Consider the following 14,254-nt stretch of genomic DNA (forward strand, 5'->3'; position numbering starts at 1 on the left):
ATGACTCAGGCCCGGCACTCCAACAGCGTCTTCATCTGCCTGCCACCCGCCTGATTTTCATCCGACAACCACACCTCAAACCCCGCCCCAATCGCCGGCCATTCCGAATCCAGAATTGAAAACCACGCCGTGTCCCGGTTCTGCCCCTTGACTACCATGTGCTGGCGGAACACCCCTTCAAAACTGAAGCCCAGGCGCTCGGCTGCATACTTGGAGCGGGCGTTGCCGTTGTTGCACTTCCATTCCAGGCGGCGGTAGCCCTGTTCAAATGAATGCTTGGCCAGCAAGTACACGGCCTCGGTGCTTTTCGGCGAGCGTTGCATGGGTGCGCCGAAGGTGACGTGACCGATTTCGATACGGCCCTGGGCCGGGACGATGGACATCAGACTGAGGATGCCCTGCACCTCGCCGCTGGCGCGGTCAATGACGCTGAAGAAGTACGGGTCGCTGTTGGCCGCGTGGTTGAGCAGCCAGGCATCGAAGGCGCTGCGCTCGAAGGGGCCGTAGGGCAAATAGTCCCACAACTTGGGGTCGGCGCCCGGGCCTGCGAGGGCTTGCCACAACCCATCGCCGTGGCGGGCCGGGTCGAGGTTCTCCAGGCGGATAAAGCGGCCTTCGATCAGTTTGACCGTCGGCGCCGGAACGCCTTTCCAGTCTGCCAGTGATGTCGACATGCGGTGCTCCTTAAAGGCCTTTGCGAAACTGGATGAAACCAGGGCGTTCGGCGATGCGTTCATAGAGTTGAATAGCGGTGGCGTTGGTCTCGTGGGTCAGCCAATGGACCTTGCAGCAGCCATCCACCTTGGCGGTGGTGTAGACGAATTCGATCAGTTTACGACCCACACCGGTACCCCGTTGAGCGGGGTCCACCAGCAAGTCCTGCAGGTAGCAGGAGTTCTCGATGCTCCAATTGGAGCGATGGTAGATGAAGTTGACCATGCCCACGGCCTTGCCGTCCTGCCAGGCGAGGGCCGAATGAGTCGGCTCGCTGGGGTCGATCAGACGTTGCCAGGTGCTGGCGCTGACCGCGTCTGGCAGTTCGGTGTTGTAGAAGCGCAGATACGCTTGCCACAGGGGCAACCAAGCGGCGTGGTCGGCGGCTTCTACCTGGCGGATTTCGATCTGGCTCATGTTGGTTCCTTGGGGATGAATCGGGCGAGGGTCTGGTCGCGCAGGTCCGAACTTGCGGCCAGCCCTTCGCGCACGCCGGCGATGTCTGCTGCGCTGCGGTTCTGGCTGAGCTTGCGTTTGCCTTCCAGGCGCTGGATCGGCAGGGCGAAGCCGACGATGGCCTTGAGCATGCCGTCGATGTAGTCCGTCGGTGCATCGCTGACTTTCCACGGCTGGTCCCGGGCGGATTCGTGGCGATCGGTCAGGGCGCTGACCAGCGTGAGGAGGCGTTCGGCGTCGGTGAACACCTCGGCCTGGCCGTAGGCATGGACCGCGAGGTAATTCCAGGTAGGCACCACTTTGCCGTGTTCCACCTTGGCGGGGTAAAACGATGGGCTGATGTACGCCTCTGCACCGGCAAAAATCACCAGGGCCTCGCTGCCGTTTTGCAGGTCTTGCCACTGGCGATTGGCCTTGGCCAAATGCCCGTAGAGGGTGCCATTGGGACCTTCATCGGGGTTGAGCAGCAGCGGCAGGTGGCTGGCTTGCAGGCCTTGCTCGCCGAAGGTCACCACCTGCGCCAGGCGCGTGTGCTGGATCAGTTGCTGCAGTTCAGGCAAATCATCGAGGGCAAAGGCGCGCGGTGTGTACATGAATATTTTCCTTGGCGAATGCTTGCATCCTAGGCAGGCTAATGGTTCGTTGTAAGAGCCATCTTTGGTCCATTTCATAGGTCCAATTTACAGAGCGCCTGCCATGCCCCCGTTAGAGCCACCGCTGTCGTTCAACCCTGCCGGTATTGAACTGGACCGACGCCAGGGGCTCACCCGCCAGCTCTACCAGGCGCTGCGTCAGCGAGTGTTGGATGGGCGGCTGGTCAGCGGAACGCGGTTACCGGCCAGCCGGGATCTGGCGACGGCCTTGTCGATTTCCCGCAACAGCGTGGTACGGGCCTACGATCAGCTATACGCCGAAGGCTTTATAGAAGGGCGGGTCGGCGATGGGACCTATGTGGCGCAGTTGCCTTCAAACGAAAGTCCGGCAAAAAAACTATCCACAAAACTATCCACAGGGTTTTCAACAGGCTTATCCCCAGCCTTATCCACAAAACAGGTCAATTTACCTGGTATTTCATCCAGTAAAGTTATCCACAGTCCGGCATTGGGACGTCTGGAAAACAACCATTTGCCGCTGCCGCCCACTGGGCCTCCACGAGCTTTTCGCGTGGGTGTACCGGCGTTCGACCTGTTCCCGTTTGACGTCTGGGCCAAGCTGAATGCGGCCTTCTGGCGCAAGCCGGACCTGCAGCAACTGTGTTATGGCGACCCGGCGGGAGATGAACGACTGCGTGGGCTGATTGCTGCCTACCTGCGCAGTTCTCGAGGTATGCAATGCGCGGCTGAGCAAATAGTGATCACCAGTGGCGCACAACAGGGAATAAGCCTTTGTGCACAGCTGCTGGTGGCGCCTGGGGACACGGTGGCGATTGAGAATCCCGGCTATCGGGCAGCCGGGCATGCATTCGCAATTGCGGGTGCGAAACTCCACGGCGTGGCGGTGGACGGTGAAGGCATCGACTGCACCGCGCTGAATGCTCTCAGTGATTGTCGCCTGGCCTACGTCACACCTTCCCATCAATACCCGATGGGGGTGGTCATGAGCTTGGCTCGTCGCCTGGAGTTGCTGGCCTGGGCCGAACGTAGCGGCGGCTGGATCATTGAGGACGACTACGACGGTGAGTATCGCTACAGCGGCGCGCCCCTGGCCCCGTTGGCGGCGCTCGATCGCAGTGGGCGGGTGCTGTATGTCGGCACCTTCGGCAAAGTCGCGTTTCCCGCATTGCGCCTGGGCTATCTGGTATTGCCGGAGGGCTTGGTGGACGCGTTCTCCCGGCGCCGTGCCGTGGATGTGCGGCATTCGGAAGTCAGCACCCAGGCGGTGATGGCCGAGTTCATGGCGACGGGCCATTTCCAGCGGCACATCCGCCGCATGCGCCGCGCGGCCTTGAGTCGGCGTAATGTCATGCTGGCCGGCTGGCCTACCGACGTGCCAGGCGTGGGTAGCCTGCCCGGCGTCGCGGCAGGACTGCACCTCACCGTGCGGGTGGATAGCCTGGCCCGTGAAGGTGAATTACTGGCCCAGGCCCGCGCGGCGGATGTCGAGGTCAATGGCTTGAGCAGCTATTGGTTGCCTGACTCCAGCACCCCACCCGACCAGCGCGCCGGCCTGGTACTGGGTTTTGCTGCCGTGCCTGAGGCGGCCATCGCCGATGCGCTGGTGCGGTTGCGCAAGGCGTGGCAGAGCCGCTAGCGCACCGTCTGGTCAAGGTTGAGGGCGTTCGAGCTTCAGGAATACCGACTGCATCAGTGGATCACTGAGTTTGCGCACTTGGTTATCCTGGGGGGTACGGTTGTTCAACTCGTCCTGGAGTGCGGGGGTGAACTGGAGCAGATGTTGATCGGCAATTTTGAGATGAGCCGCCGTGAATTTGTAGGCTGGGGTCTTGAGGCTCGGGTAGTGGAAGTGGGCCAGCCACAGGGGTTGATCCTTGTTGGCCGTGTCGAGAATCACGTACTCCTGGAAGTAATCCTGCTGTTGGGTCTTGATTCTGCCGGCATCGTTGCGGGTGATCCGGACCAGATCATTGTCGAGCAACCACTGAAAATAGGCCTGGCGGGGTTTACGGGTCTTGAGGATTTTCGCCCGGGTATTGATGCCTTCACGGCGTAGCCGGGCGGCGCCCTCACGCAGCTCCATGGGCAGGCTGGCCACCGGGGCGAGTTTTCCGGCGTTGGATGCATCCGCATTGAGCGTTTCGACCGCTGTGGCAGCCTGTTCCAGCTTGAGAGCTTGTTGGTCGAAAATATCCTGCATGTCCGCAGGTACTCGCTTGGGTTTGAGGGCGTCCTTTTGCGTACGTTTGATAAAGGCATTGGTGTCTATGTTCAGGTCCATCGCGGTACTGATGGTTTGGGCATAGTCGCCGTGGCTGATGGAAGGGTGAATGACCCAGGGCTGGATAAGTTCCAGAGGTTCTTGTTTGGGCGTATGGGGGGCTTTTTTAGGTTGATCTCGGCGACGGGCCTTGGTGATGCGGAGTTTCGGAAACGACCTGGAAAAGCCTGTATTGGCTACTCTCTGGGCAGGCAGGGCGGCAGCGGTCTCTTGTAAAAGCAGGCCATCGAGCTTGCTTTGGGTCAAGCGCTGAAACTCGTGGACGAGTGTTTTCAGTCGCATCAATGGTACTGGCTCAACCAGCTCTGGATAGTCTCTGGGCAACTCATCGATACGCTGGCTGACGCTGGTGTAGTCGTCAACGATTTCAAGCAGATACTCGATCGCATCCTCTCCCTCGGGAATAACATCTACGCCCCGTATCATCTGTGCCATGAACTTGCTGGCCAATCCCGCGCGGTGCACCACATAAGCGACCATCGCGCGCGCCTCTTCCATGTTCAGAGCGGCCTGCTCACGCAGGCATGGCTCGTAGGCCATGGCGATTTCGTTGGTTTTCAAGTCCCATTGAGTAAACCGGGGGGCCGATGCTTGTAACCGCGCCGCCTCGATGACGCCTGCTGAGCCAAGGCTGGCCAACTCGTCCTTGGCCTGGTTCAAGAGCGCCAGCCTGGTTTGTATTTCATGACTCATCTGGACGCTATGGTTTATATCGTCCAGAAGTAGCTGTCGAGAAGGGCCCGGATCGGATTTCAAGGCGCTCTCGACACGTGTCATGACCTCTGAATAGTCAGTTTGCTTGAGCGATATCCATTGGCTGAGATACCTGTGATATTCAGCACTGAGTCTGAGCAGTTCCTGCGCGTAGCCGGCAGTGCCCCCCATTTCTCGCCACTCTTTGAACTCGGCCAGCGTTTCTTGATAAAACGTACTGAGCGCTTCGGTCTTGGTCAGGCTACCTTGGAGTTTTAACTGATACTGCGGTGTGTTTGCTGCCTGAAGAAGGTCTTGATACGACTGACGCATCTCACTCTTCAAAGGCGTTTCTCGTGCCTTGAGCTTTGCCAATTGTTGTTCCAATACTTGCTGGCGTTGCGCCTTGGCCAAGCGACTGGCTTTCAGTTGGCTTTTCAGGCTTACACCGCTACCGAGCAAGCGCAAGCTGGTATCGACGCGCCAAGAGCCTGTTGGCCCATGACTCAGGCGAGGACCTTCCCTGGAGGGATGTTGGGGGTCGAGTACCAGAATGTTTTCATCTTCATCAGCCACCACCTCAAACCAGCGTTTGTCTACCTGCGCGTAATGAGTGTTCTGTAACTCGTGCAGTGGCGCCGTGGGTGAGGCGGGTGGGGCTGTGAGTGTTATCGCGTTGTCCGGCAGGTTTGGCGCCTCTACTTTGAGACTGTCCAGATAGGTATTCAATTGCTCAGGTGTTCGACGCGGCACCGAACCACCGGTCGCGAGGGTTGCGTATTGACTGTGGGGCAATGAGCCGTGGGCGACCGCCATGGGGCGGTTTTGCATCGCAGTCGACGTTTCACCGTCTGTGAACACGGGCCTGAAATGAGTGGGCCGTTTGGGGCCTGCCTGGCGATGATGATGAGCTTGATGGGCAACCATGATTGCCAGCGCCATCAATACATCGCCCAAGCTCGTCCATTGGATCAGGTCGTTGCCTTGATTGTGGGCATCCACCGTTTGTTGGATGTCGCTGATGATTTGCCAGGCCCATACCGCTACACCTGCGGACCCGTTCAGAAAGTTCGAGGCCACGTTGAAAATGGCCCAGCCACTGTCTGCGAGCAAGGCCCACCGTCTCTCGGCGTTGGACAGCGCTTGGCGGTCTGCCAGTTCGATCATGGCCTTGGTGTTGGCGTCAAAGAGGGCACCAAAAATATCGCCCGTCAGTTCAGTGCTGGAGAACACGACGGGTCCCGTCCATTCGTGCAGGCTCAAGGGCTCAGACAACGATTGCACCGTTAGCCAGGGTGAAGGCAGACCGATCGGGAAGATGTATTGGGAATAGTTGAAACTCAGCGCCCGGCCAGGCAGCCACGCCAGTATCGAATCGCGAAGTTCGCCCGGTTGGTGCATGGCATAGAGCATGTTCTGGAATGACTGGAACTGCAGCAGCGGGTTATCCAGCAAGGGGCGATAGAGCAGGCACGGCCCGTCCTCCGGGTTGTAGGGGCCAATGATAAACATATTGAGAATGTTATCGCTGGTGCTGCTGAGCCGACCCTGGGGGCGCATCGACAGCGGCCTGATAACGACAGGTTGTCGGTTGCCGGGTGTTGGCTGAATCAGTTCGGTGATGTAGCGATAACCTTGCGCGTTCACATTGCCCTGTTGTTTGACTTTGCATTCCAGTGCCAACAGCGCCAGCATCGAACGCAATTGGCGGCTATGGAATTGCTTTTGTCGGGTAGCTTCGGCTAGGTCATCGACCAGCTTGCTTTTGATCAATTCGGGGTAAATCTTGCCGATGTTGACGTGTTCTGCAATGCCAGTCAGATAATCAACGGTGAGCCAGTCGGGAACGGTTTGCCCATGTTTGAAGCTCACACTGGCCAGGTAGGGTGGCGAGTTGGTGAGGCCATATTCGCCAAGGGTCTGGATATGCCGTTCGAAAGGATTGGGCAGGGTAAATACACCCGCCGTGAAGCTTTCCGTCAGGGTGATTTGCAGTTCATCGAGCGGCAGCTTGCCGGCGCCCTCCTTGGCCTTGTCGGCAATGATGGCCTCACGCATCTTCTTCTGGGCGAAGGCTTTGATCGGGGGAATGCTGAACAGGTTATCCGGTGTCTGATTACGCAGCGTGCTGAGTTCAATCAGGTATTGGCTGTAGTCGCTCAATTCATGTGTCGAGGCCTGGAGCAGCCAGTCAGGTATCGCGTCTTCAAGTTGCGTCAGTCGGGTTGTTTCCCGATCACTGAATTCATCGGTTGAAGGGGGGGTAACGGCGTTTTCCCGGGGGGAGGGCGTCGGCGGGTCGACGATATTGAGTGATTCGATTTTCTTGAGCTGAGTGCTGATCAAGGCCCAGGCCATATGGTCGAAGAAATTGCCTTCTGGCTCGACCAGCCGCCACGACAGCGGTTCTGAAGCGTTCAGTGGCTCAAGTAATGGGCGTATCGCGTCACCCAGTGCTTTGAGCGAGCTGAATGCGTCATACCCGAATTCGACGGTGTACATCAGCAGGATGTCGCGTTGTTTGTAGCGGCCCTGCAGAACCGCGATACCTGCCAGTGACAGGTGTTTAAGTACCGTTTCGTTTGGGGTATCGATGTCGACCAGGCAGGCTTGGATGTCTGCCATCTCTGGTCGCCGGGCTATACGCTCCTGCTTGTCGGGGAATGTTGATACCGCTTGGGCAATGGCGCAATGATCGGCATCCCACGCCTCGACTTCCTGCACATTCAGTGCTCTGCGAAGGCCGTCGGAAAGCTCTTGCCAGCGCGGCAGTTTGGCACCGGTGGCGTTCCAGAAGGCCAGTTGCTGCTCCTTGAACGCGAAGAAAAATACGGGTGCTAAATCATTGAGCAGTTGCGCGATCTTTTCGATGCTGACTTCCAGGTGTACAGGGTTGTCGGACAAAGGTTGTCGTGCAAGAAAGTGTTCCCCTTCCAGGAAGTTGGCGACAGTTTCGTCCAGGATCTGGCCGACCAGGGTCCGGCTCAAGGAGACGTACTGGATGTGGCTGCAGATCAACTCGTTATCAATGAAGTCCCACGCCGGGGTAGCAATCATGGTGTTGTCGGGGTCGATGTCCAGATCGGGGTAGAGGGTCTTCAATTCTGCGCGCAGCAGGTTCGAGGCGACTTCGTGGAGGGTTGGCCCTGCGTAGCTCAGGCGAGTGAGGAGGGCTTTTTCCAGCAGAGGGCGTGTGAGTGGAGTGGCGTCCGGTGTTGACGGGGTTGCGCTCATAGTCATTTCCTTGCAGTGATCGATACCGGTGAGCGGTACCGTTGCGAGGCAAAAAGCTAACGATGCGTGCGGTGTGGCAGGTGGTAGTTAGATAGGCCGGGGCAGGCATGTCTGTCCCGGCTGATAGAGGGCTCAGGTCCCGGACTTGATCTTGGTCCAGGCGCGGGTCCTGGCACGTTCGGCCTCACGACCCAAGGGTTTCAGGGTGTAGAGCGTGGCCATCGCCGCCTCGGTCGGGTACAGGTTGGGGTTGTTGCGAATCGTCGGGTCAACCAGCCCGGTAGCGTCCTTGTTCGGGTTGGGATAGCCGACGAAATCGCTGATGGGTGCAATGACTGGCGGTTGCAGCAAATAGTTGATGAAGGTGTAGGCGTCCTGCGGGTTTTTCGCGCCCTTGGGAATGGCGAGCATGTCGAACCAGATCGGCGCACCCTCTTTGGGCAGGCGCATGTCGACGATCACGCCGTTCTTGGCTTCCTTGGCGCGGTTGGCGGCCTGGGAGAAGCTGCCGGAGTAACCGACGGCCACGCAGATGTCACCGTTGGCGATATCGGCCATGTATTTGGAGGAGTGGAAGTAGGTGATGTAGGGGCGGATCTTCATCAGCAACGCTTCGGCTTTTTCATAGTCCTTGGGGTTGCTGCTGTTGGGGTCCAGGCCCAGGTGCTGCAAGGCCAGCGGCAGGATTTCCGACGGCGAATCCAGCAGGGCCACGCCACACTGTTTGAGCTTGCTGATGTTCTCTTCCTTGAAGATCAGGTCCCAGCTGTCCACCGGTGCATTGTCGCCCAGGGCTGCCTTGACTTTGTCTGGGTTGAAGCCGATGAGGATCGTGCCGTACATGTAAGGCACGGCGAATTTATTGCCCGGGTCGTTGGCTTCGATCAGCTTCATCAGCTTGGGGTCCAGGTGGTTCCAATTCGGCAACTGGCTGCGGTCCAGGGGCTGGAACACACCCGCCTCGATCTGCTTGGCCAGGAACACATTGGACGGCACCACCACGTCATACCCGGAGTTGCCGGTGAGCAGCTTGGCTTCCAGGGCTTCGTTGGTGTCGAAGATGTCGTAGACCAGTTTGATCGCGGGGTTCTGGGCCTTGAAATCTTCCAGGGCCTTGGGGGTGATGTAGTCGAACCAGTTGTAGACCCGCAGGGTTTTTTCTTCCGCGTGGGTGACGCCGCCAATGAGCGCGGTACACAGGACCAGAGACTTGAGCATGTTCATTGTGGTGACCCCTCGTGTTCAAAGCCTTCGAGTACGTTCACGGCGTTGATGCCGATTTCTTCCACGGCGTAACCACCCTCCATCACGAACAGCGTCGGCTTGCCCAGGCGCGCGATACGCCGGCCCATGGCCAGGTAATCCGGGCTGTCGAGTTTGAACTGCGAGATCGGATCGTCCTTGAACGTGTCCACACCCAGGGAGACAACGATGATGTCGGCGCCGTAGCGCTCGATTTCCTTGCAGGCTTCTTCCAACGCAGCACTCCAGCTGTCCCAGCCGGAACCTGCTGGCAGTGGATAGTTGAAGTTGAAGCCTTCACCTGCGCCGTCACCGAGCTCATCGGCATAGCCCAGAAAAAACGGAAACTCCGCTTCCGGGTGCCCGTGGATCGAGGTGAAGAGCACGTCGCTACGCTCATAGAAAATCGACTGGGTGCCGTTGCCGTGGTGGTAATCGACATCGAGGATCGCGACCTTTGTGTGGCCCTGATCGAGAAACGCCTGGGCGGCGATGGCGGCGTTATTGAGGTAGCAATAACCGCCCATCAAGTCGCCGGCGGCGTGGTGTCCCGGTGGCCGGCACAAAGCAAAGGCGCTGTGGGCGCCTTGTTGGATGGCTTGTTGGGCGGTCAGCGCTACTTGGGCCGCGCTGTAGGCCGCTTGCCATGTGCCGGCGGTGATCGGTGCGCCGCCGTCGAAGCTGTAATAGCCCAGTTGACCATGCAGGCTGGTGGGTATTACGCGGCGCAAGGTTCTGGCGGGCCAGGTGTACGGCAGCAGGTCACCGTCCTGGCCGAACTCGGTCCAGCGTTGCCAGGCGCCTTTGAAGAAATCCAGGTAGTCGCGGCTGTGGATGCGTTGCAGCGGTGCCAGGCCAAAGTCCTGAGGGTCTTGCACGGGACCCAGCTCGCGATCCTTGACCCGTTGCAGCACATGGTCGGCGCGGGAGGGCATTTCGAAGCAGGGCATCAACTGCCCGTCCATCAATTCGCAACGGCCGTGGTGCAGATGATGATCGTCCGAGTAGATCGTCAGCATATTGTTGTTCTGCGCAGGTTGATTGGGATGCCTTGCAGTGTTGCGGTGCGCGGGGCTTTGGAGAACGGCAGGAGCGGCCAAAAGGGGATAAATATGGCCAAAGTATGTGTCCGTTATTCGCTCTTCAATGAAGCAGCCGTGCCCAGCTGTGGCGCATCACAGCCTGAACTGGCTTGGCGCCACGCCGCTCCAGCGTACGAAGGCATGCCTGAAGCTTGCGGTTTCACTGAAGCCCAACTGCTCGGCAATGCGATAGATCGGCAGTTCATCCTCCCCCAGCAACTGCTTGGCCCGCTCGAAGCGTAGTTCGTCCAGCAGTTCCTGGTAGCTGCAACCCAGGTCATGCAGGTGCCGGCGCAAGGTGCGCGGTGAACAGTTCATCTGTTCGGCCAATCCATCGATGCCTGGTGCGGCGCTCAATTGCGCCGCCAGCAACAGGCGCACCCGGCCCAGCCAGGCCTGGCGGCCGGTGAATTCGGTGTTCTGTTTGCGGCAGCGTTCGGCCATGGCGCGGTGGGTGATGGCGTCGGCCAACGGCAAGGGTTGATCGAGCCAATACCGGTCGAAGGCGAAGGCATTGGCGGTGGCTTCAAACTGCAACGGGCAGTCGAAGCGTTCGGCATAACGCGCGCGGTAGTCGGGGGCTGAGTGCTCAAAACGGGCACCGAGTAAGGGCAGGGGGTGGCCCAGTAAATCGTCACAGATGACTTTCAGCGAAACCAGGCAGAACTCGACATTGAACTCGGTCAGCGCCGGGTTTTCCCGGTAATCGCTGGCAGTGAACCAGATTCGCTGGCCGTCTTCCTCCAGGCTCAGCTCAAAAAGTGTTCCCAGCAGCGCGGGGTAGCGCAGAGCCAGGCGCAAAGCGTCACCGAAGGTGGCACTGGTCAGCAGCGCATAGCCGAGCATGCCGTAGGACGACACATGCATGCGTTGGCCCAGTTCCAGGCCGATGTCCCGGCGCAAGGCCACGGCATTGGTGCAGACGCGCATCTCCTGGTTGGTGGTGATGCAGGTGTCGGCACGGCTCAGGTCGGCGCCGCAGATGCCGCTACCGGCCAGCAACACCTCGCTGGCGACGCCTTCGGTCTTGAAGGTATCGAGTATCAAGGAGACGGCGTTGAGGGTGGTGAGGTGCGAGTGAAGCATGGGGGCTTCCAGCCAAGGGTTGGCTGGAAGCGAGCAAGTTATATGCCGTCGATCAGTTGAGCTCGCCGCACAGGTCCAGCTCGACCAGTCGGCGAATCTCTTGAGTCGCGAGCCCGGCGCCGATCAACGCATTGAGTTTGCCGAACGCTGCTTCACGGGTCATGCCGCCACCCGACAGCACGCCAACACCCCGCAAGCGGCTGCCGGCTTCATACACGTCCAGCTCCACGCCGCCTTCATGGCATTGGGTGATTGCCACGACCACGATGCCCAGCTCCTGAGCCCGCTTGAGGCTGGCGAGGAACTCCGGGTTATCGCTCGGCCCGGTACCGCTGCCGAAGCATTCCAGCACCAGCGCCTGAATGCCGCTGTTGATCAGACCCTCGAGTTGCGCGGCGGCGATGCCCGGTACCAGCGGCAGTACGCCGACGTTGGCGAGCCCTTTGTCATGACGATAATTCAGCGCCGCAGGCACTGAGTCAGCCTTGGCCACACCGCCATTGCGCTGCAACGCGGCGAACGGGTGGCGGCCAAAGCTGCGAATCTTCGCGCAGCGGGTCGGCGCCATCAGCTCGCCATGGAAATACAGTTGCACGCCTGGCGCCAGGCCTTCGCCCAGCGCCACGAGGGCACCGCTGACGTTTTCCCAGGCATCGCTGTCGGGTACGCCGGCCGGCAGCATGGAGCCGGTGAACAGCACCGGTGCCGGCAGGCCCAGCAGTTGGAAGCTCATGGCAGCGGCGCTGTAGGCCAGGGTGTCGGTGCCGTGCAGGATCAGTACGGCGTCGCAGCCGGCGTCCACCGCTTCGATCACGGCAATGCGCAAACGCTGCCAGTAAGCGGGGGTCATGTTGGCGCTGTCGATCAGCGGCGCCATCTCGCGAAAGCGCCAGGTGGGTACGCTGAGCTGCGGCTGGCTGGCGAGGTGATCGCTCATCCGCGCTTCAAAGCCTGAGGCGGGGGCCAGACCGTTGGCGCTGGACTGCATGCCGATGGTGCCACCGGTGTAGAGCACCATGACGTCTTGGGCGGGTTGGGTCATCTGAAAATCTCCTGAACGAAAAACGCCGCGTGGCCAAGAGCATGCCCAAGGCCACACGGCGTGTCATCTGCTTAGCGTTGCGCTTGAGCGTTCAGTTCAGCCGTTGCCTTGGCAGCGGGTTCTGGCTTCACCGGATTGGCTGGCCAGGCGGTGCGGTCCAGGTCCAGGTCTGGGAACTGGCTGGAATCGAACACCGGGGTCTTGATGCCCGCAGCACGCTGGTTGTCGTAGTCATTCAGGATGCGCATGGCGATCTTGAACAGGAACGCCAGGGCGAACAGGTTGACGAACGCGAGCATGGTCATGGTGATATCGGCAAAAGCGAATACGGTGCCGAGGTTCTCGATGGAACCCCAGAAGATCAGCACCAGTACCAGTGCGCGATAACCCATCAAGACCTTGCGATTGTTGCCCACCAGGAAGCGCAGGTTGCTCTCGCCGAGGTAGTAGTTGTACATGATCGAGGTGAACACGAACAACGCCAGGGCCACCGAGATGAACATCCGGCCCCATTCCCCGACGACTGCCGCCAGGGAGTTCTGGGTCAGGGCAATGCCGTCGCCTTCGAAGCCCGGGGTGTAGAAGCCCGAGAGCAGGATCAGCAATGCGGTGCAGGTGCAGATGATGAAGGTATCGAGGAACACGCTGAACGCTTGCACCACACCTTGGGCAATCGGGTGTTCCACCGAGGCCACGGCCGCCACGTTAGGCGCGCTGCCCAGGCCGGCTTCGTTGGCGAATACGCCGCGTTTCACGCCCATGATGATCGCGCTGCCTACCAGGCCGCCGAAGGCTTGGTCGAGACCGAAGGCGCTCTTGACGATGGTCATCAGCATGCCCGGGACCTGGTCGAATTGCAGCACGATCACGTAGACCGTCACGGCGATGTAGACCAGGGTCTTGACCGGCACCAGCAGGTCGGCGATCGAAGCGATACGCTTGATCCCGCCGATAAACACCAGGCCCAGCAATACCGCCAGGGCCAGGCCGGTGTAGGTGGTGTCGAGGCCAAAGGCGTTGTTCAGCGAGTGGGTCACGGCATGGGCTTGCAGGCCGTTGAAGGCGAAGCCGAACGTTACCAGCAGCAGGAATGCCATCACCATGCCCAGCCAACGTTTGTGCAGGCCGTGCTGGATGTAATAGGCCGGGCCGCCACGGTAGGTGCCTTCAGCGTCGGTGCGTTTGTAGAGCTGGCCGAGGGAGCACTCGATAAAACTTGAGGACATGCCCACCAGTGCGGTGACCCACATCCAGAACACGGCGCCCGGGCCACCCAGGGTCACGGCAATGCCGACACCGGCGATGTTACCGGCACCTACACGGCCGGCCAGGCTGAGCATCAGCGCCTGGAATGAGCTGAGTTGGCCGGCACTGCTTTTCAGGCTGTCGCGGAACACCGCGAACATGTGGAAAAAGTGACGCAGCTGAACGAAACGCGAGCGGATCGTGAAGTAACCACCGAGCCCGACAATGAGCACGATCAGTACTTTCCCTGAGAGGAAGTCGTTGATGACTTCAAGCATGGAGTATTCCTCGCTGATTTTTCTAATGGCAAACGCAGGACGGCTCAACACGCCGCAATGCACCAGGCAGTGCGCGACGGTCGACCCCAATCCTTTTGCGGGTGTTGTTATTCATGCGGTTTCGCGTTTCACAGGGCCTCGTTACCGACGACCGCTGACGCGAAGAGGGGCGGCACTATACCTAGGCGAGAGCCTTACGTCTTCCCGCACCGATTAAAGGTTTCACCAAAATGCCTCGGGAGCGGCACATCCCCTGTGGGAGCCGGGCTTGCCCGCGATGAGCATAG

The 14,254-nt window shown here is 59.7% G+C and carries 10 protein-coding genes; 1 reads left to right on the forward strand and 9 read right to left on the reverse strand.

Annotated elements, in window-relative coordinates:
• Positions 1 to 5: 5 nt before the first annotated feature.
• From GNF76_RS06630 to GNF76_RS06640, 3 genes are read right to left on the reverse strand one after another with little or no spacing between them, the layout of a single operon-like run.
• Positions 6 to 674, reverse strand: coding sequence for a GNAT family N-acetyltransferase (locus GNF76_RS06630; RefSeq protein ID WP_155582378.1), 669 nt, complete (start codon positions 672 to 674; stop codon positions 6 to 8).
• A 10-nt stretch (positions 675 to 684) separates the two neighbouring features.
• A complete protein-coding gene (locus tag GNF76_RS06635) occupies positions 685 to 1,131 on the reverse strand; it encodes a GNAT family N-acetyltransferase (protein ID WP_155582379.1) in 447 nt (148 codons plus the stop codon).
• The gene (locus tag GNF76_RS06640; protein ID WP_155582380.1) at positions 1,128 to 1,763 is read right to left on the reverse strand and encodes an FMN-binding negative transcriptional regulator; all 636 of its coding nucleotides are present in this window, start codon (positions 1,761 to 1,763) and stop codon (positions 1,128 to 1,130) included. The genes GNF76_RS06635 and GNF76_RS06640 overlap by 4 nt, the downstream gene beginning before the upstream one ends.
• Before the next feature lie 103 nt (positions 1,764 to 1,866).
• Between GNF76_RS06640 and pdxR the strand changes: the two genes are divergently transcribed.
• A complete protein-coding gene (gene pdxR, locus GNF76_RS06645; RefSeq protein WP_155582381.1) occupies positions 1,867 to 3,420 on the forward strand; it encodes a MocR-like pyridoxine biosynthesis transcription factor PdxR in 1,554 nt (517 codons plus the stop codon).
• Positions 3,421 to 3,432: 12 nt separating this feature from the next.
• Here pdxR and GNF76_RS06650 read toward each other — a convergent pair whose 3' ends face one another.
• From GNF76_RS06650 to GNF76_RS06675, 6 genes are all read right to left on the reverse strand, one after another.
• Positions 3,433 to 7,992 carry a dermonecrotic toxin domain-containing protein gene (locus GNF76_RS06650; protein ID WP_155582382.1) on the reverse strand — a complete coding sequence of 1,520 codons (4,560 nt, stop codon included), beginning with the start codon at positions 7,990 to 7,992 and terminating at the stop codon, positions 3,433 to 3,435.
• A gap of 132 nt (positions 7,993 to 8,124) precedes the next feature.
• Complete coding sequence (locus GNF76_RS06655; RefSeq protein ID WP_155582383.1) at positions 8,125 to 9,216, reverse strand: polyamine ABC transporter substrate-binding protein; 1,092 nt, start codon at positions 9,214 to 9,216, stop codon at positions 8,125 to 8,127.
• The gene (locus GNF76_RS06660) at positions 9,213 to 10,253 is read right to left on the reverse strand and encodes a histone deacetylase family protein (RefSeq protein ID WP_155582384.1); all 1,041 of its coding nucleotides are present in this window, start codon (positions 10,251 to 10,253) and stop codon (positions 9,213 to 9,215) included. The genes GNF76_RS06655 and GNF76_RS06660 overlap by 4 nt, the downstream gene beginning before the upstream one ends.
• A 156-nt stretch (positions 10,254 to 10,409) precedes the next feature.
• Positions 10,410 to 11,402, reverse strand: coding sequence for an AraC family transcriptional regulator (locus GNF76_RS06665; RefSeq protein WP_155582385.1), 993 nt, complete (start codon positions 11,400 to 11,402; stop codon positions 10,410 to 10,412).
• A 52-nt stretch (positions 11,403 to 11,454) separates the two neighbouring features.
• The gene (locus tag GNF76_RS06670) at positions 11,455 to 12,444 is read right to left on the reverse strand and encodes an asparaginase (RefSeq protein ID WP_155582386.1); all 990 of its coding nucleotides are present in this window, start codon (positions 12,442 to 12,444) and stop codon (positions 11,455 to 11,457) included.
• A gap of 71 nt (positions 12,445 to 12,515) precedes the next feature.
• On the reverse strand, positions 12,516 to 13,967 hold the full coding sequence (locus tag GNF76_RS06675) for an alanine/glycine:cation symporter family protein (protein ID WP_155582387.1): 1,452 nt from the start codon (positions 13,965 to 13,967) through the stop codon (positions 12,516 to 12,518).
• Positions 13,968 to 14,254: the final 287 nt, after the last annotated feature.

The sequence above is a fragment of the Pseudomonas spelaei genome, assembly GCF_009724245.1.
GTDB classification, from domain to species: domain Bacteria; phylum Pseudomonadota; class Gammaproteobacteria; order Pseudomonadales; family Pseudomonadaceae; genus Aquipseudomonas; species Aquipseudomonas spelaei.